This is a genomic window from Pseudomonas sp. PDM26 (assembly GCF_019219185.1).
Lineage (GTDB): Bacteria > Pseudomonadota > Gammaproteobacteria > Pseudomonadales > Pseudomonadaceae > Aquipseudomonas.
In genome coordinates, this window is record NZ_JAHUWC010000007.1 from 263,401 (window position 1) to 280,275 (window position 16,875).

General features: G+C 61.3%; 17 protein-coding genes. 10 read left to right on the forward strand and 7 right to left on the reverse strand.

Translation table 11 applies throughout. The annotated features are described in order from the left end of the window. Window positions 1-3: 3 nt before the first annotated feature. Window positions 4-1,161, reverse strand: a complete 1,158-nt coding sequence (locus KW849_RS16035; RefSeq protein WP_218430324.1) for an efflux RND transporter periplasmic adaptor subunit — start codon at window positions 1,159-1,161, stop codon at window positions 4-6. A 265-nt stretch (window positions 1,162-1,426) separates the two neighbouring features. Between KW849_RS16035 and emhR the strand changes: the two genes are divergently transcribed. Beyond that, window positions 1,427-2,059 (forward strand): efflux system transcriptional repressor EmhR, encoded by a 633-nt coding sequence (gene emhR / locus KW849_RS16040; RefSeq protein ID WP_218430325.1) that lies wholly within the window; start codon window positions 1,427-1,429, stop codon window positions 2,057-2,059. 355 nt (window positions 2,060-2,414) lie between these two features. On the opposite strand, the gene KW849_RS16045 is transcribed toward emhR, so the two are convergent. From KW849_RS16045 to KW849_RS16055, 3 genes are read right to left on the reverse strand one after another with little or no spacing between them, the layout of a single operon-like run. Next, on the reverse strand, window positions 2,415-3,464 hold the full coding sequence (locus KW849_RS16045) for an alkene reductase (protein ID WP_108216764.1): 1,050 nt from the start codon (window positions 3,462-3,464) through the stop codon (window positions 2,415-2,417). Window positions 3,465-3,494: 30 nt separating this feature from the next. Next, window positions 3,495-4,661 carry an MFS transporter gene (locus tag KW849_RS16050; RefSeq protein ID WP_218430326.1) on the reverse strand — a complete coding sequence of 389 codons (1,167 nt, stop codon included), beginning with the start codon at window positions 4,659-4,661 and terminating at the stop codon, window positions 3,495-3,497. A 46-nt stretch (window positions 4,662-4,707) separates the two neighbouring features. After that, window positions 4,708-5,010 (reverse strand): helix-turn-helix transcriptional regulator, encoded by a 303-nt coding sequence (locus KW849_RS16055; RefSeq protein ID WP_218430327.1) that lies wholly within the window; start codon window positions 5,008-5,010, stop codon window positions 4,708-4,710. 170 nt (window positions 5,011-5,180) lie between these two features. Here KW849_RS16055 and KW849_RS16060 point away from each other — a divergent pair, with 170 nt between their 5' ends. Further along, entirely contained in the window at window positions 5,181-5,765 is a 585-nt protein-coding gene (locus KW849_RS16060) for an ACP phosphodiesterase (RefSeq protein WP_218430328.1), read from the forward strand. Between the two features lie 98 nt (window positions 5,766-5,863). Here KW849_RS16060 and KW849_RS16065 read toward each other — a convergent pair whose 3' ends face one another. Both KW849_RS16065 and olsB read right to left on the reverse strand, forming a co-directional pair. Further along, window positions 5,864-6,658, reverse strand: a complete 795-nt coding sequence (locus KW849_RS16065) for a 1-acyl-sn-glycerol-3-phosphate acyltransferase (RefSeq protein WP_218430329.1) — start codon at window positions 6,656-6,658, stop codon at window positions 5,864-5,866. Then, window positions 6,658-7,413 carry an L-ornithine N(alpha)-acyltransferase gene (olsB, locus tag KW849_RS16070; protein WP_218430330.1) on the reverse strand — a complete coding sequence of 252 codons (756 nt, stop codon included), beginning with the start codon at window positions 7,411-7,413 and terminating at the stop codon, window positions 6,658-6,660. The genes KW849_RS16065 and olsB overlap by 1 nt, the downstream gene beginning before the upstream one ends. 155 nt (window positions 7,414-7,568) lie before the next feature. On the opposite strand from olsB, the gene KW849_RS16075 reads away from it, so the two are divergent. The 5 genes from KW849_RS16075 to KW849_RS16095 all read left to right on the forward strand — a co-directional run bounded on the left by KW849_RS16075 (window position 7,569) and on the right by KW849_RS16095 (window position 12,062). Then, the gene (locus KW849_RS16075; RefSeq protein WP_218430331.1) at window positions 7,569-8,447 is read left to right on the forward strand and encodes an acyl-CoA dehydrogenase family protein; all 879 of its coding nucleotides are present in this window, start codon (window positions 7,569-7,571) and stop codon (window positions 8,445-8,447) included. Between the two features lie 177 nt (window positions 8,448-8,624). Beyond that, window positions 8,625-9,719: a serine hydrolase gene (locus KW849_RS16080; protein ID WP_218430332.1), complete on the forward strand. Its 1,095-nt coding sequence runs from the start codon at window positions 8,625-8,627 to the stop codon at window positions 9,717-9,719. Beyond that, entirely contained in the window at window positions 9,716-10,039 is a 324-nt protein-coding gene (locus KW849_RS16085; protein ID WP_218430333.1) for an amidase, read from the forward strand. Before KW849_RS16080 ends, KW849_RS16085 begins: the two co-directional genes overlap by 4 nt. A gap of 273 nt (window positions 10,040-10,312) precedes the next feature. Continuing rightward, the gene (locus KW849_RS16090) at window positions 10,313-10,903 is read left to right on the forward strand and encodes a YceI family protein (protein WP_218430334.1); all 591 of its coding nucleotides are present in this window, start codon (window positions 10,313-10,315) and stop codon (window positions 10,901-10,903) included. Between the two features lies 1 nt (window position 10,904). Beyond that, on the forward strand, window positions 10,905-12,062 hold the full coding sequence (locus KW849_RS16095; protein ID WP_218430335.1) for a phosphatidylserine/phosphatidylglycerophosphate/cardiolipin synthase family protein: 1,158 nt from the start codon (window positions 10,905-10,907) through the stop codon (window positions 12,060-12,062). 141 nt (window positions 12,063-12,203) lie between these two features. Here the strand turns inward: KW849_RS16095 and bglX are convergent, their stop codons facing one another. Continuing rightward, the gene (gene bglX / locus KW849_RS16100) at window positions 12,204-14,495 is read right to left on the reverse strand and encodes a beta-glucosidase BglX (RefSeq protein ID WP_218430336.1); all 2,292 of its coding nucleotides are present in this window, start codon (window positions 14,493-14,495) and stop codon (window positions 12,204-12,206) included. Between the two features lie 263 nt (window positions 14,496-14,758). Here bglX and KW849_RS16105 point away from each other — a divergent pair, with 263 nt between their 5' ends. The 3 genes from KW849_RS16105 to KW849_RS16115 are packed head-to-tail and all read left to right on the forward strand — an operon-like array spanning window position 14,759 to window position 16,808. Next, on the forward strand, window positions 14,759-15,364 hold the full coding sequence (locus KW849_RS16105) for a LemA family protein (RefSeq protein WP_115948226.1): 606 nt from the start codon (window positions 14,759-14,761) through the stop codon (window positions 15,362-15,364). Between the two features lie 42 nt (window positions 15,365-15,406). Beyond that, window positions 15,407-16,162, forward strand: coding sequence for a YgcG family protein (locus KW849_RS16110; RefSeq protein WP_218430337.1), 756 nt, complete (start codon window positions 15,407-15,409; stop codon window positions 16,160-16,162). Between the two features lie 28 nt (window positions 16,163-16,190). Then, window positions 16,191-16,808 (forward strand): TPM domain-containing protein, encoded by a 618-nt coding sequence (locus KW849_RS16115; RefSeq protein ID WP_218430338.1) that lies wholly within the window; start codon window positions 16,191-16,193, stop codon window positions 16,806-16,808. Window positions 16,809-16,875: the final 67 nt, after the last annotated feature.

A 16,875-nucleotide genomic window follows, 5' to 3' on the forward strand; every position in this document is an offset into this window, starting at 1 on the left:
GGTTTACTCCCCTTTGCCGCCGGAGGCTTTATCAGCTACCTGGGCGGGGGCCGGGTTCCTTACGGCTACGTTGGTCGCTTCACTGGCCTTGACTTCGACGCCAGGTTTGACGAATTGCAGACCTTCGGTGATCAGGCGATCGCCGGCCTTCAGGCCGTCTTCGATCAGCCATTGGTTACCGACAGTGCGGTTGGCCTTGAGTTGACGCAGTTCGACCTTGTTGTCCGGGCCGACGACCAGTGCGGTCGGGGTGCCTTTGAGGTCGCGGGTCACGCCTTGCTGCGGGGCCAGGATCGCCGCGCTGTTCACACCGGTCAGCAATTTGGCGTGCACGAACATGCCTGGCAGAAGGGTGTGATCAGGGTTCGGGAAAATCGCGCGCAGGGTGACGGAACCGGTGGTCTGGTCAACCGAGATTTCGGAGAACTCCAGCTTGCCGTCCAGCGTGTACTCGCTGCCGTCTTCGAGGGTCAGCTTGACCGAGGCCGCGTTGTCACCGGCTTTTTGCAAGCGACCGCTTTCCAGCTCACGGCGCAGTTGCAACAGCTCGACCGAGGACTGCGTCACGTCGACGTAGATCGGGTCGATTTGCTGAATCACCGCCATCGCATCGACCTGAGCATTGCTCACCAGTGCGCCTTCGGTCACCGAGGAGCGGCCGATGCGGCCGGTCAGCGGGGCATTGACCTTGGTGTAGCGCACATTGATCTGGGCGGTTTGCAGTGCGGCTTCCGATTGCAGGCGGTTGGCCAAGGCGGTGTCGTATTCCTGACGGCTTACGGCTTGTTCGTCGACCAATTGTTTGTAGCGGTCGGAAATCGACTTGGTCGAACGCAGGTTGGCTTCGGCGCTGGCGAGCGTTGCTTCATAGATCGAAGGGTCGATCTGATAGAGCTGCTGGCCGGCCTTGACGTCGCTGCCTTCCTTGAACAGGCGTTTGAGAATGATGCCATTGACCTGCGGGCGAACTTCGGCAATGCGGAACGCACTGGTACGACCTGGCAGATCGGACGTCAGGGTGAAAGCCTGGGGTTGCAGAGTCACGACGCCGACCTGAGGCGGTGGGGCGGCCGGTGCTGCCTCTTCCTTTTTGCATCCGCTGAGCAGCGATGCCAGGGCAACGGCGGCGACCAGAGCGGTAACAGCTGGCTTGAATTGCATGAAAATCCTCGGGTCAGGCGCGCAAGGAGCGCACTAGAAAGGTGGAAGGTTGAAAAGTGGTTACCGAGTGGATAAGTAGCTTGCTAATGAATATACTTACGTACATGGCTGTTTGTAAATACCCAGGCTGCGTATCAACGTCGTTACACAAGCCGTTGAACGGTTGTAAATGCAGGCTGGGGACGCCCCCCAGAACGTTCGCCCCACTTTTTATTCAGCTGATATTCAGACATCGCTGAAGCACCCCGATTGAGGTTGTACTGCCATGGTCCGTCGTACCAAAGAGGAAGCTCAGGAAACCCGCGCACAAATTCTCGAGGCGGCCGAAAAGGCCTTTTTCGAGCGAGGCGTGGCGCGCACGACCCTGGCGGACATCGCGACCCTGGCCGGTGTCACTCGAGGGGCCATTTACTGGCACTTCAGCAACAAGGCGGATCTGGTGCAGGCCATGCTCGACACCCTGCATGAGCCGCTGGAAGAGATGGCCAAGGCCAGCGAGAGCGAAGACGAACTCGATCCCCTGGGCTGCATGCGCAAACTGTTGATTCATTTGTTTCATCAAATTGCGCTGGACCCGAAAACCCGCCGCATCAATGAGATTCTTTTTCATAAGTGTGAATTCACCGATGAAATGTGCGACCTGCGCCAACAACGGGTGTCGGCCAGCCTCGAATGCAATGTGCGGATCGGCCTGGCCCTGAGTAATGCAGTGAATCGCGGCCAGTTGCCGGAAAACCTCGACACCGCTCGCGCTGCCATCAGCTTGCATGCTTATATTGACGGCATCCTGTACCAGTGGCTGCTGGCCCCGGACAGTTTTGAATTGCACGCCGAAGCCGAGCGTTGGGTCGATACCGGGCTGGATCTGTTGCGCTTCAGCCCCAGCCTGCGTAAATAAAGCAAAATGCGTAATTGGCGCCTTGTGTGTCAACCATTGAAACCGAAGATGAACAGTTCTTCACGCGCCCTCCGACAATGGGGTGCTTTTATATACTTACACTCGGCAGGTGGACAGGTAGCAAGCTCAGTAATTTGTAGGGATTTTGTGTCGCCTTTATGAGGCCCCTTCATTGCACGGTCCCTGTAGGAGCTGCCGCAGGCTGCGATCTTTTGATCTTCGGCGATGGCATCATCGCCATAATCAAGATCAAAAGATCGCAGCCTGCGGCAGCTCCTACCGGGCCAGGGCTTGATACTCAACAAAAAGCCCCGGCTCTTTCGAGTCGGGGCTTTTGCGTTTCAACGGTTACGGCTCACAGCGTCGGGTAGTCGATGTAACCGGCCGGGCCCTTGGCGTAGAACAGTTCCGGACGCGCGTCGTTCAGCGGCGCGTCAGCCTGCAAGCGTGCCGGCAGGTCAGGGTTGGCGATGAAAGGTACGCCGAAGGCGACTGCATCGGCCTTGCCGCTGGCGAGCAACGCGTTGGCGCTGTCCTTGGTGAAACGCTCGTTGGCAATGTAGGGGCCGCCGAAGGCTTCCTTGAGTTGAGGGCCGAGGCTGTCGGCACCTTCTTTCTCCCGCGAGCAGATGAAGGCGATGCCACGCTTGCCCAGTTCGCGAGCGACGTAGGTGAAGGTTTCGGCCAGGTTGTCGTCGCCCATGTCATGCAGGTCGGCGCGTGGCGACAGGTGTACGCCCACACGGCCGGCACCCCAGATTTCGATCGCCGCGTCAGTCACTTCCAGCAGCAGGCGAGCACGGTTTTCCAGGGCGCCGCCGTAGTTGTCGGTGCGCTGGTTGGTGCTGCTTTGCAGGAACTGGTCGAGCAGGTAACCATTGGCGGCATGGATTTCCACACCGTCGAAGCCGGCTGCTTTGGCGTTCTCGGCGCCGACACGGTAAGCGTCGACGATGTCGGCGATTTCAGCGGTTTCCAGGGCGCGCGGCACCGGGAAGTCGGCCAACGGACGAACGAGGCTGACGTGGCCCTTGGGCTGGATGGCGCTCGGGGCGACCGGGGCTTCATCGTTCAGGTACAAACCGTGGGAAATGCGACCCACGTGCCACAGTTGCAGGAAGATCTTGCCGCCAGCGCCATGGATCGCCTTGGTCACGTTGGACCAGCCACGCACCTGATCATTGGACCAGATGCCCGGGGTGTCCGGGTAGCCGACGCCCATCGGCGTCACCGAGGTGGCCTCGCTGAGGATCAGGCCTGCCGAAGCGCGCTGTACGTAGTACTCGGCCATCAACGCATTGGGCACGCGACCTTCGTCGGCGCGGCAGCGGGTCAGTGGCGCCATGATGATGCGGTTGGCCAACTCGAGGTCGCCCAGTTTGATCGGATCGAAAATAGTCGTCATTTAAAGCAACCCTCGTGAGGTAATGGTTGATCAGTTGGTAGCAGGGGCCAGATCGGGATTGCCGCTCTGACGGAAAGTAATCAGGGTCACCAGCAGGGCGAGTACCGCCAATGCAGCTGCGGCGAGCGGCACGCGGGTCAAGCCGAAGCCGTGTGCGATCACGCTGCCGCCGACCCAGGCACCCAGGGCGTTGCCGATGTTGAAAGCGCCGATATTCAGGGTCGACACCAGGTTCGGTGCGGCGTTGCCGAAGGTCACCACGTTCACTTGCAGAGCCGGTACGGCGGCGAAGCACGCGGTGGCCCAGAGGAACAGGGTGATTTCGGTCGGGATCAGCGCGACGCTGGTCCAGGTCAGCACGGTGGACACCACGGCCATGGTGATGAACACGCCGATCAGCGTCGCGGCCATGCCTTTGTCGGCCAGCTTGCCGCCGATGATGTTGCCGACCGTCAGGCCCAGGCCGATGAGCATCAGGGTCCAGGTCACGCCACGGGGCGAGACGCCGGTGACTTCGCCCAGCAGCGGCGCGACGTAGGTGAACAGGGTGAACACCGAGGCGGCGAACAGCGCGGTCATGCTCAGGGACAGCCAGATGCCGCCGCCCTTGAGTGCGGCCAGTTCGGCGCGCATGTCGAGTTTTTCTTCATCGCGCTTGGCCGGCAGGAAGCGGATCAAACCGATCAGTGCGATCACACCGATCACGGTCACGGCCCAGAAGGTCGAACGCCAGCCGGCTGCCTGACCGAGGGCGGTGCCCAGCGGTACGCCGAGGACGTTGGCCAGGGTCAGGCCGGTGAACATCAGGGCCACGGCCGAAGCGCGTTTGTTTGCAGGCACCAGGCCGGCGGCTACGACTGAACCGATACCGAAGAAGGCGCCATGACACAGGGCGGTGACCACACGGGCGAACATCAGCACGTTGTAGTCGCTAGCCACTGCACAGAGCAGGTTGCCAATAATGAAAATGCCCATCAACGCCACCAACGCGGCCTTGCGCGGCAATTTGGCGGTGGCCAGCGCCATGAACGGCGCGCCGATGGCCACGCCCAGGGCGTAACCGGTCACCAGCCAGCCGGCACCGGGAATCGACACACCGAGGTCAGCCGCCACGTTGGGCAGCAGGCCCATGATGACGAACTCGGTGGTGCCAATGGCGAAGGCGCTCAAGGCCAGGATGAGTAGCGAGAGGGGCATTGTTTAATTCCTTTTCGGCTGGCTGACGTTGGGGGCGTTCTCAGGGTCAGAGCTCTTTACTGAAGGTTTTGAGGAACTCCTGAATGGTTTCCTCGTTGCGTTTGAAGAAGTGCCACTGGCCGACTTTACGGCTGCTGATCAGGCCGGCGCGTTGCAGGGTCGCCAGGTGTGCGGACACCGTGGACTGCGACAGGCCGCAACGTTGATCGATCTGCCCGGCGCAGACGCCGTGCTCGTTACTGTGGGACTGGTCGGGAAATTCGACGCTCGGGTCCTTGAGCCAGTGCAGGATGTCTCGCCGTACCGGGTGTGCCAGGGCTTTTATTATTTCGTCGAGATTGATGGTCATGATGTGGGCTCGTGATGTGTAAAACGCTATATCGCGATGAGGCGAACTTTAAATCGATATTTCGCGATATACAAATATGATTTGGCTCTGACCCGCTCACATTTCGGTATATCGAGTTATAACGATATGGTGAGTGTAACAAGACAAGAGGGCAGTGCTAAGCTGCGCCCATGAACTATCTCGCACATCTTCACCTCGGTGGCCAACGTCCCGGCCAAATGCTCGGCAGTCTGTATGGCGATTTCGTCAAGGGACGGCTGCAAGGGCAGTTCGCTCCGGAAATCGAGGGGGCTATCCAGTTGCACCGCAGCATCGACGTGTTCACCGATCGCCATCCGCTGGTGGACGTCGCGTTGTCGCGTTTCTCCCTGACCCGGCGTCGCTACGCGGGGATCGTGCTCGACGTGTTTTTCGACCACTGCCTGGCCCGGGACTGGGCGCTGTATGCCGACCGGCCCCTGGCGTTGTTCACCTCGGACGTTTACCGGGTGCTGTCCAGCGAACGGCAACTGCCGGAGCGGCTGGCGAAGATTGCGCCGCACATGGTGGCCAATGACTGGTTGGGCTCGTATCAGGAATTCGAAGTGCTGGAGCAGGTGTTGCTCGGGATCTCGCGGCGCCTGACCCGACCGGAGGAACTGGCGGCGGCGATGCAGGAGTTGCGGCGGTTGTATGAACCGTTGAGCGAGGACTTCAGGTTGTTCTATCCGCAGGTGCAGGATTTTGCGCAGAGCCGCCGACACATATCCCTGTAGGAGCTGCCGCAGGCTGCGATCTTTTGATTTTGATCTTTAAAGCCAAGTCAAAAGATCGCAGCCTGCGGCAGCTCCTACAAGGCTGCGATCTTTTGTAATCAGGCAGCGATCAGTTCGCCAGCACGACGTGGTTCGGAAGGTTTTACCACTTCACCAAACAACGCCTTCTGCACCGCCTGCTGCGCCTCGAACGCCAACGCCGCACGTTCCCGACCTTCGCAAGCGATTGGCTTGAGCAGATGAATCTCAACACCTCCACGGTCGTTGGCGAACAGGCGCATCAGATGCGACAGCAAGTCATCGTCGCCAATGAACGGCGCCAGCGCGCAAGGCTCGCCGTCACGCACATAACGAATCGCTACCGGCTGCATCGCCACTTCGGAATCGATGGCGGCGGACAGCAGGCGACCATGGAAGGTACGCAGCGAACGGCCATCGGTGGTGGTGCCTTCCGGGAACATCAGCAGGGGGTGTGCCTGTTCCAGGTGACGGGTCATCTGCTTGCGGATCAACTGGCTGTCACCCGAGCCACGGCGGATAAACAGGCTGCCGGCCTTGGCCGCCAACCAGCCGGCTACTGGCCAGGTGCGGACTTCGGCCTTGGACAGGAACGACAGCGGCGTGAGCATGCCCAGCAGCGGGATGTCCGTCCAGGACACGTGGTTGCTGACCCAGAGCATCGGGACCTTCGGCAGCTCGCCGTGGACAGTCACGTCAAAGGGCAGGGCGTTGCTCAGGCGGGCCATGAAAAACCGCGACCAGCGCTGGCGACGCGCCATCGAATGGGCCATGCCCAGGCGCTCGAACACCCCGAACACACTGGCCATGCCCAGGCCCAGCATCACCACCAACAGCACTCGCGCGATTCGCGCGTACACCCGCAACCGGCTCATCAGACAGCCGCCTTGAAGTGTTTGGCGTAGCGCGGGCAGAGTTCGTCGCGCTTGAGCAGAATGAACACGTCGGCGACCTGGAAGTCTTCGTCCCAGCATGGCTCGCCGCAGATCTTCGCGCCCAGGCGCATGTAGGCCTTGAGCAGCGGTGGCATTTCGGCGATCACGTTCGACGGGATGTCCAGGCTTGGCAGCGGTTTTTTCGGCTCGGCGCGCAGGTGTTCGGTGCACAGGTAGCGTTCGCGCAGACGCTGCATGATGGCGTGGGCCTGTACGCCGCCATCCTGCATCGGAATGCTCGCGCAACCCATCAGGTAGCTGTAGCCGCCCTGGTTCAGGACTTCGGCCAGTTCACCCCAGAGCACGGCGATGGTGCCGCCGTTGCGGTAGGCCGGGTCGACGCAGGTGCGACCGATTTCCAGAATCGGGCCTTGCAGGTGAACCAGGCCGTGGAGGCTGAATTCTTCTTCGCTGTAGAACTTGCCCAGGCTGCTGGCAGCTGTGTGGTCAAGCAAACGGGTGGTCGCCACCAGACGCCCGGTGTTCAGGTCGCGCACGCCGATGTGGGCGCAGTGAACGTCGTAGTCATCCATGTCCAGACCCAGTTCAGCACCCTTGAGCCTGGCGTTGAATTCGCCGCTGAACACGTTGAAACGCAAGGCCTGGGCTTCCTGCAACGCCTCGGCACCCACCAGGCGTTCGGCTTGCAGGCGGCGTTCGTTGCCGGTGTCGCTGATGCGGGCGATCTGAGTCATGACGAATCTCCGTGCGGGCTGCTCACCCGTCTTCGGGCTACAGCGAATCGACTTTCTTTGTCTAGCCGTGTTGTGCAAAGTCAGGCTATGTAGCCCCGGTGTCATCGCCATTAAGCTTTGGTGATGCTTATATGACAGCCCTTGAGGAGCCCCTTATGCCCTGGCAAACCCTGTTGAACCGCCGTGATCGTTTGCCCGCCAACCCGGATCTGGCTGAAAGTTTCGCGACCTTGTTGCAGCAGTTGGGAACGGTCACACCGTTCGAATTGGCCGTGCTTGGCGGGCGGTTGATGGCGACGCCGGGGCTGGCGTTTCTGGTGGGGTATCAAGCGGCATTGCGCATGCTCTGGCCGAGTGCGCCGCTGAGCCTCGGTGCGCTGTGCGCCACCGAACAGCGCAGCCTGCGCCCGGCCGACATGCGAACCCGACTGAGCGGTTTGCGTCTGAGCGGACGCAAGGATTTCGTCACCGCAGGCTTTGCCGCCGACTGGCTACTGGTGGCGGCGCGCAGCGAGGAGCCTGGCACCGATCCACGCTTGAGCCTGGCGGTGATCTATCGTGGTGAGCCGGGTGTACGGGTGGAAAAACTGGCGCCGATCCCGTTGATGCCGGACATCAGTCATGGCCGGTTGTTTCTGGACAATGCCTTGTGCGAATTGCTCGCCGGGGACGGCTGGGATGCTTATGTCAAACCGTTCCGCACTCTGGAAGACATCTACGTACTGAGCGCCATGTCGGCGTGGTTGTATGGCATTGGCCAGGAATGCGATTGGCCGCAAGGCTTGCAATTGCGGTTGCTGGGGTTGTTGGCGGGGTGCGCGGAAACCAGCCGCCAGCCACCGACCCATCCGGCCGGGCATGTGTTGCTTGGCGGATTGTTTGCACAGTTCGAAGGGCTCAAGGCTGAGGTCAATGAGGCGTTGGCCGGAGGGCCTGCGGAGTGGGCGGCGATGTGGCAGCGGGATCAGGCGGTGATGGATTTGGCGGCAGGGGCGCGAGGGAAGCGATTGGCCAGGGCATTGGCAGACCTCTGACGAATTCGGGTAGGAGCTGCCGAAGGCTGCGATCTTTTGATCCTGTTCTTTTCGGGGGATGGCCAAAGAGCAAAATCAAAAGATCGCAGCCTTCGGCAGCTCCTACAAAGGTAAGGGTCGCGTGAGTGTCATTTAACTGGACTAGGCTGACCCGGTTATTCCCTGTGAGCCCCCGCCATGCCCAAAGGCTTGTCCCTGGTTTTCCTGCTGTTGCTCAGCCTCACGGCCAGGGCCGATATCTGGCCCGCCGAGCAATGGCCGACCGCCCCGACGCCGACCGGCCCGGCGCTTCAGGCCCTGGAGGCCTACGCCTTCCCATCCCGTGATGACACCACTCGCCAGGGCATTCGCACCGATGCCTTGCTGGTGATTCGCGACGGCCAGTTGCTCTACGAACGCTACGCCGGTCCGACGACGGCCGAGACGCCTCACCTGACCTGGTCGATCAGCAAGAGCCTGATGGCCACGATCCTCGGCGTGGCCTACGGCGAAGGCTTGTTCAAGCTCGGCGACCCGGTGGCGAAGTTTTATCCGCCCCTGCAAAAACACCCCGACATGACCATGGCCGACCTGCTGCACTGGGCCTCAGGCCTGGATTGGCAAGAAGACTACGAATACGCACCGCTGAAGTCTTCGGTGGTGGCCATGCTCTACACCCGCGGTCACCACGACATGGCCGCGTTCACTGTGGCCCATGATGCTTATGCGGCGCCAGGCCAGGCGTTTCGCTACTCCAGCGGTGACAGCAACCTGCTGTCCGCGGCGCTGAAAACCATTGTCGGTCCCGGCCGTTATCCCGACTTTCCGTGGACTGCATTGTTCGAACCGCTGGGCATTCGCCACGCGATCTGGGAAACCGATGCCACGGGCACTTTCGTCGCGTCGTCCTATGCCTACCTCACTGCACGGGACCTGGCCCGGGTCGGTCTGTTGATGGCTCGCGAAGGTCGTTGGGGAGACAAGCAGCTACTGCCCAAGGATTGGCTGGCGTTCAACCGCGAGCCGTTCGCTCACTATCACGCACACGAAGACGATGCCGTCCCCGGCGGCCAATGGTGGCTCAATCGAGCCGTCGAGGGCGCGGCACGACCCTGGCCCGATGCCCCCGCCGACACCTTCGCCGCATTGGGTCATTGGGGGCAGGCAATGTATGTGATCCCCAGCGAACACCTGGTGATCGTCCGCTATGGCGATGACCGCGACGGCAGCTACCGGCACAACCAATTGCTCCAGCTCGCGCTCAAGGCCTTTGCCGGGGAGGTGCAGCCATGACCGGTTTCATTCGTCGTCGACCGCTCAGTTCCCTGTTGCTGATCCTGTTGATCGCCTTGCTCGGCTGGATCTGGCACGAGCGGGTGGCGCTGTGGGCGTTCCCCGACATCATCAGCGCCTACACCGCCAAGGAATACTGTTCGTGCCGCTATGTGATGGGTAACGACACCGCGTACTGCCACGGTTATGTGAAGCAGTGGCTGCCTGCCAGCGGCTTTACCGATGACGCTACCGACAAGCGCGTAACGGTCAGCGGAATGGGCCGCAGTAACAGCGCCGTGTGGACCGGCGAGCGCCAGGGCTGTCGTTTGCAGCCTTGAACACGAATAGATTCCTGGGATAGGACAAGGCTTTTGTGGCGAGGGGGCTTGCCCCCGTTGGAGCGCGAAGCGGTCCCAAAACCATGCAATGAATTCCATCAGGCAAATCGCAATTGCAGGTTTTGCGACTGCTACGCAGTCGAGCGGGGGCAAGCCCCCTCGCCACAAAAGCTCACTTGCCCCAGGGAATGTGTTCAAAGAGCAACAGAAAGTTTGCAACCTGTGACAAGCCAGTTAAGGTTCAGCACAGGTTTATCTGCCCCACGAGTCTCTATGTTCAAGCGCTCCACCCTTCAAACCCTCGCTTTCCTGCTGCTGGCCGGTGCCGCGTTATCGGCCCGTGCCGATTGGTACCTGGATGGCGAGTCCTCGCGTCTGTCATTTGTCAGCACCAAAAATGCCAATGTCTGCGAAGTGCAGCGCTTTCTGGTGCTGCACGGCAAGGTCGACCCCGAGGGGCTGGCGCAGGTCGAAGTCGAACTGGAGTCGATCAATAGCGGCATTGCGTTGCGTGATGAGCGCATGCGCAAGGAACTGTTCCAGATCGACCGGTTTCCCGACGCCTTGATCACCGCGAAAATCGATCTGCGCCCGATCAATGATCTTGCTCCCGGCGCACAGCTGGAGTTGCGCCTGCCGCTGATGGTGGACTTGCACGGCAAGCAACACCAATACCCCGCCGAACTGCTGGCGACCCGTCTCGATGACCGGCGCTTCCAGGTGGTGACCCTCGAACCGCTGGTGATCAATGCCGAGGATTTCGATCTGGCACCTGGTCTGGAGACGTTGCGCAAAATGGCCGGCCTCTCGGCGATCAGTTTGTCGGTGCCGGTGGGTGCGGTGCTGATTTTCACGGCGCGCTGACATGGCCGGAGCGATTTTTCCCTGGCGTGAAGGCAACCACTTCGAACTGCTGGTCGATGGTCCACAGTTCTTCCCGCGCATGCTGGTGGCGATTGCCCGCGCCGAAGAACAGGTCGAGCTGGAGCTGTATCTGGTGGAAGCGGGCGCCTGTGCCGAAGCCATGGTCCAGGCATTGGTGCAGGCCGCCGAGCGCGGTGTGCGAGTGCGCTGCCTGTTCGATGACTATGGCAGCCTCGCCTTCACCCTGACCTTGCGTCAGCGGCTGATGGCTGTCGGAGTGGAGCTGCGTTTTTACAATCGCCTGAGCTGGCGGCGTTGGGTCGGCAACTTCTACCGTGATCACCGCAAACTGTTGCTGGTGGATCAGAGCCTGGCGGTCGTCGGCGGCACCGGTGTCACTGATGAGTTCTGGACCCCGGGGGAAGAGGTCAGCGAATGGCATGAGGTGATGGTGGAAATCACCGGGCCGCTGGTGCTCGACTGGCAGTTGCTGTTCGATCGTCAGTGGATTGCCAACCGCCATCGCCGCGCCTGGCGACCGGCCTCGCATTTTGGCTTGCCGCGCCTGCCACGGGTGCCATCGATGGGCGAGGGCATGGGCCGGGTGGCCTATGCCGACGCCCGCCAACACCGGGACATTCTGCAATCGCTGGTGCGCGCGTTGAACAGCGGCCAGCGACGGATCTGGCTGGCCACGCCGTACTTTTTGCCGACCTGGAAAGTCCGCCGTTCCCTGCGCCGGGCGGCTGCCCGGGGCGTCGATGTGCGGTTGCTGCTGACCGGCCCCCGTACCGATCACCCGTCCGTGCGCTACGCCGGGCATCGTTACTACCCGCGACTACTCAGGGCCGGGGTGAAGATCTTCGAGTACCAGCCGTGTTTCCTGCACTTGAAAATGGTCTTGATCGATGACTGGGTGAGCATCGGCTCGTGCAACTTCGATCACTGGAATCTGCGCTTCAACCTGGAAGCCAATCTGGAAGCGCTGGACCCCGGGTTGACCCGGTCGGTGGCCGCGAGTTTCGAGCACGATTTCGCCCTGAGCCAGCAAGTCAGTCTGGAGGAGTGGAAGCGTCGGCCATTGTGGCGGCGGGTCAAGCAGCGGGTGTGGGGATGGGTGGATCGGGTGGTGGTGAATCTGCTGGATCGAAGGGGTTGACCCCGATTTTCTGAACACCACAAACCACTGTGGGAGCGAGCCTGCTCGCGAATGCGGTCTGCCAGTCGACATCATCGTTGACTGACACACCGTCTTCGCGAGCAGGCTCGCTCCCACAGGGTTATTGCGTTGTTTCAGGGATTACAGCAACTCAAAACTCTGCTGCGTCACGTCCTGGGAATTCAGGCCAATCTGCACGTTGAACTTGCCCGGCTCCGCCGCGTATTTGAGCTGGGAGTTGTAGAACTTCAGGTCGTCCTCGGTGATGGTGAAGTGCACGACTTTCTGTTCGCCAGCCTTGATCATCACTTTCTGGAAGTTTCTCAGTTCCTTGATCGGGCGGATCATCGAGCCGGCCACGTCCTGGATGTACAACTGCACCACGGTTTCGCCGTCACGTTTGCCGGTGTTCTTCACTGTGACGCTGGCGTCGAGCTTGCCGGTCTTGTTCAGTGTGGTCGACGACAGGGCCATGTCGCTCAGGCTGAACTCGGTGTAGCTCAGGCCATAACCGAACGGGTACAGGGGGCCGGTGGTGTCATCGAAGTACTGCGAGGTGTAGTTGCCCGGTTTGCCCGGGGTGAACGGCCGGCCAATGGTCAGGTGGTTGTAGTAGGTCGGAATCTGGCCGACCGAGCGCGGGATGCTGATCGGCAGTTTTCCCGACGGGTTGTAGTCGCCGAACAGCACGTCGGCGATGGCGTTGCCGCCTTCGGTGCCGGTGAACCATGTTTCCAGGATAGCGTCAGCCTGTTCTTTCTCTTCGAGGATCGTCAGCGGACGGCCGTTCATCAACACCAGTACCAGCGGTTTGCCGGTGGCTTTCAGGGCACGGATCAGCTCGCGCTGGTTTTCCGGGATATTCAGGTCGGTGCGGCTCGACGATTCGTGGGACATGCCACGGGACTCGCCGACGGCGGCAACCACTACGTCAGCGTCCTTGGCCGCTTTCACCGCTTCGTCGATCAGCACCTTAGCCGGACGCGGGTCATCCACCACTTCCGGGGCGTCGAAGTTGAGGAAGTTCAGGTAACCGAGGATTTTCGGGTCGCTGGTGATGTTGGCGCCACGGGCGTAGATCAGTGTCGATTTGTCGCCCAGTGCGTTGGTCATGCCATCGAACAGGGTCACCGACTGCGCTGGCTTACCGGCGGCAGCCCAACTGCCCATCATGTCGATGGGCGCCTTGGCCAGCGGGCCGACCAGGGCGATTTTCGCGGTCTTCTTCAGCGGCAGGGTTTCGTTCTGGTTCTTCAGCAGCACCTGGCTGCGGCGCGCCACATCACGGGCCTCGGCGCGGTGCAGGCGGCTGTCGGCGTAGGTGTCGACCGGGTCATCCTCGGCCTTGCCGATACGCAGGTACGGGTCCTTGAACAGGCCCATGTCGTACTTGGCGCCGAGCACCGCACGCACGGCGTTGTCGATGTCGCTCTGTTGGATCTCGCCGGACTTCAGCAGCCCTGGCAGTTCTTTGCCGTACAGGGTGTCGTTCATGCTCATGTGGATGCCGGCCTTGATCGCCAGCTTCGCCGCTTCGCGACCGTCGGCGGCAACGCCGTGCTTGATCAGCTCGAAGATCGCCCCGTGGTCGCTGACCGCCAGGCCCTTGAAGCCCCACTCCTTGCGTAGCAGGTCGTTCATCAGCCAGGTGTTGGCGGTGGCCGGCACGCCGTTGATCGAGTTCAGCGCGACCATGACCCCGCCAGCGCCGGCATCGATGGCGGCACGGTACGGCGGCAGGTAGTCCTGGTACATCTTCACCGGGCTCATGTCGACGATGTTGTAGTCGCGGCCACCCTCGACCGCGCCATACAGGGCGAAGTGCTTGACGCTGGCCATGATGCTGTCGGCCGCGTTCGCGCCAGTGCCCTGGAACGCCTTGACCATCACGCCGGCAATGCGCGACACCAGGTAGGTGTCTTCGCCGAAGCCTTCGGAAGTACGGCCCCAGCGCGGGTCGCGGGAGATGTCGACCATTGGCGCGAAGGTGATGTCGAGGCTGTCAGCCGCGGCTTCCTTGGCGGCAATGCGCCCGGACAGGCCAATGGCGTCCATGTCCCAGCTCGAGGCCAGGGCCAGCGGGATCGGGAAAATGGTGCGGTGGCCGTGGATCACGTCGTAGGCGAAGAACATCGGGATCTTCAGGCGGCTGCGCATGGCCGCGTCCTGCATCGGCCGGTTTTCCGGGCGGGTGATCGAGTTGAACGTACCGCCGATGTTGCCCGCCGCGATTTCCTTGCGGATCATTTCGCGCGGCATTTCCGGGCCGATGCTGATCAGGCGCAACTGGCCGATTTTTTCATCGAGGGTCATTTGCTTCATCAGGTTGCTGACGAAGGCTTCCTTGTTCTCCAGGGGTGCGGGGGTCGTGGCGGCCAATACGTTATGACTGGCCAGGCTGACGAACAGGCCCAGCAAACACAGCTTCTTCATGAATAGTTTTCTCAAGGGCCCAAACGGCGATGTACACGCCGGCCAGCCAAAATTTAGGGAGCGTCTATTGTTGTTCGGGCGCCGGCTCAAAAAACCAGGGCCAGGATACGACCGCAAGATGGCGGATGCGGTTTCGCGCAGGGCCTCTTTTTAGCCCATCGGCCCGCTGCAATCCAGAGTCGCGGGCGATTATGCCCCAAGAGCCGGCTCAGAAGGCTTCACAGTCGGTTTTTTCATGACATGTACAAGGGAGCGTCAACCTGATGAATGTAAGTCCAACCTACCGTTCGCGCCTGCAGGTCGCCACGCTGCTGATGCTGGCCACGCTGCTGACCGCCTGCGGCATCAACAATATCCCGACCCTCGACGAACAGGCCAAGGCCGCCTGGGGCCAGGTGCAGAACCAGTATCAGCGGCGCGCCGACCTGATTCCCAATCTGGTGGAAACCGTCAAGGGTTACGCCAAACATGAGGAACAGACCCTGACCGCGGTGATTGAAGCGCGAGCCAAGGCCACGTCGATCCAGGTGGATGCCTCGACCCTCGACAACCCGGAGAAACTCAAGCAGTACCAGCAGGCTCAGGATCAGCTCAGCGGCGCCTTGAGTCGTTTGATGGTGGTCTCCGAGCGTTATCCGGACCTGAAGGCCAACCAGAACTTCCTCGCCCTGCAATCGCAGCTGGAAGGTACCGAAAACCGGATCAGCGTGGCCCGGCGCGATTTCATCCTGGCGGTGCAGAAATACAACACCGAGATCCGCACGTTCCCTGGTCGCCTGTGGCACAGCGTGATGTACAGCGACCTGCCGGTGCGCGAGACCTTCGAAGCCACACCGGGGTCGGAAAAGGCCCCTGAGGTCAAATTCTGAATCAACCCTACAGGGCCAGACTTGGGACGGAAGAGGTTGCCAATGCGTGCGTTTAAAACGGTCCTGTTGCTGTTGTTGTGGGTGGTGGCGATCACGGCCCGGGCCGAGCTGAGCTTCCCGGCGCTGACCGGACGGGTGGTCGACAACGCGCAGATGATCGAGCCATCGGTACGCGAGCAACTCACCCGGCAACTTCAGGCCCATGAGCAAGCCACCGGCGAGCAGCTTGTGGTAGTGACTTTGCCGGATTTGCAAGGCACCGACATCGCCGACTTCGGTTACCGGCTCGGCCGCCACTGGGGCATTGGACAGAAGGACAAGAACAACGGCGCCTTGCTGATCGTCGCCCGTGACGAGCGTAAACTTCGCATCGAAGTCGGCTACGGCCTGGAGGATCGCCTGACCGATGCCCAGAGTTCGGTGATCATCAACCAGGTCATTACTCCGGCATTCAAGACCGGCAACTTCAGTAAGGGCATCAGTGACGGCGTGGCGGCGATGCTGGTGGTGCTGGGCGGCAACCCCTTGGACGAACCCTCCACGGCGTATGAATCCAGAGGCGATCCGGGGGACGATTTCGTTTCGCGCCACCCCGGGTTGTTCGTGTTTTTACTGATGTTGTTCATCCTGACTGTTTTTGTGTGCCAGATGCTCGGTATCCTTCCTGCCGGCCGGGGCGGCTCCGGTGGATCCGGAGGCGGCTTCGGCGGTGGTGGATTTGGCGGCGGCGGTGGAGGTGGAGGCTTCAGCGGCGGCGGGGGCAGTTTCGGCGGAGGCGGTTCGTCCGGCGGCTGGTGATAATAAAAACGAGCAGGCAATTCACGACATGGCATTACTGACTGAACACGAACAACGCAAAGTCGCCGAGGCCATTGCCCGGGTCGAGCGCGATACCGACGCAGAACTGGTGACCGTGCTCGCGGCCCGCGCCGACGACTATGTGTACATCCCGTTGCTGTGGGCCAGCCTGCTGGCGCTGCTGGTGCCGGGCATCGTGCATTACCTCACCGGTTGGCTGACCCTGCACAGCCTGTTGATGGTGCAATGGGCGCTCTTCATTGTGCTGTGCCTGGTGTTCCGCCTGCCGAAAGTCACAACCCATCTGATCCCGCGCTCGGTGCGCCACTGGCGCGCCTCGAACCTGGCGCGCCGGCAGTTCCTGGAGCAGAACCTGCACCACACCGAGGGCAGCACTGGCGTGCTGATTTTCGTTTCCGAAGCCGAGCGTTACGTGGAGATCCTGGTGGATGAAGGGATTTCCAGTCGCCTGGACAACAAGAACTGGGACGCGATCGTCGCCACGTTCACCCGGCAGGTGAAGCAGGGGCAGACGCTGCAAGGGTTTCTCAGCTGCATCGAAGCCTGCGGCGAGCTGCTCAAGGTGCATGTGCCAGTGACCCATGTGCGCAATGAGTTGCCGAACCGGTTGGTAGTGCTCGGCTAAGGCTTTTCATCGCGTTATGTAGCGCTCGCCGCTACAACTCCCGTCGATTGTTCGGGTTCGGCCTGAT

Coding starts and splice junctions, on each gene's coding strand:
- KW849_RS16035 (WP_218430324.1), bottom strand. CDS start 1,161: ATGCAATTCAAGCCAGCTGTTACCGCTCTGGTCGCCGCCGTTGCCCTG.
- emhR (WP_218430325.1), top strand. CDS start 1,427: ATGGTCCGTCGTACCAAAGAGGAAGCTCAGGAAACCCGCGCACAAATT.
- KW849_RS16045 (WP_108216764.1), bottom strand. CDS start 3,464: ATGACGACTATTTTCGATCCGATCAAACTGGGCGACCTCGAGTTGGCC.
- KW849_RS16050 (WP_218430326.1), bottom strand. CDS start 4,661: ATGCCCCTCTCGCTACTCATCCTGGCCTTGAGCGCCTTCGCCATTGGC.
- KW849_RS16055 (WP_218430327.1), bottom strand. CDS start 5,010: ATGACCATCAATCTCGACGAAATAATAAAAGCCCTGGCACACCCGGTA.
- KW849_RS16060 (WP_218430328.1), top strand. CDS start 5,181: ATGAACTATCTCGCACATCTTCACCTCGGTGGCCAACGTCCCGGCCAA.
- KW849_RS16065 (WP_218430329.1), bottom strand. CDS start 6,658: ATGAGCCGGTTGCGGGTGTACGCGCGAATCGCGCGAGTGCTGTTGGTG.
- olsB (WP_218430330.1), bottom strand. CDS start 7,413: ATGACTCAGATCGCCCGCATCAGCGACACCGGCAACGAACGCCGCCTG.
- KW849_RS16075 (WP_218430331.1), top strand. CDS start 7,569: ATGCCCTGGCAAACCCTGTTGAACCGCCGTGATCGTTTGCCCGCCAAC.
- KW849_RS16080 (WP_218430332.1), top strand. CDS start 8,625: ATGCCCAAAGGCTTGTCCCTGGTTTTCCTGCTGTTGCTCAGCCTCACG.
- KW849_RS16085 (WP_218430333.1), top strand. CDS start 9,716: ATGACCGGTTTCATTCGTCGTCGACCGCTCAGTTCCCTGTTGCTGATC.
- KW849_RS16090 (WP_218430334.1), top strand. CDS start 10,313: ATGTTCAAGCGCTCCACCCTTCAAACCCTCGCTTTCCTGCTGCTGGCC.
- KW849_RS16095 (WP_218430335.1), top strand. CDS start 10,905: ATGGCCGGAGCGATTTTTCCCTGGCGTGAAGGCAACCACTTCGAACTG.
- bglX (WP_218430336.1), bottom strand. CDS start 14,495: ATGAAGAAGCTGTGTTTGCTGGGCCTGTTCGTCAGCCTGGCCAGTCAT.
- KW849_RS16105 (WP_115948226.1), top strand. CDS start 14,759: ATGAATGTAAGTCCAACCTACCGTTCGCGCCTGCAGGTCGCCACGCTG.
- KW849_RS16110 (WP_218430337.1), top strand. CDS start 15,407: ATGCGTGCGTTTAAAACGGTCCTGTTGCTGTTGTTGTGGGTGGTGGCG.
- KW849_RS16115 (WP_218430338.1), top strand. CDS start 16,191: ATGGCATTACTGACTGAACACGAACAACGCAAAGTCGCCGAGGCCATT.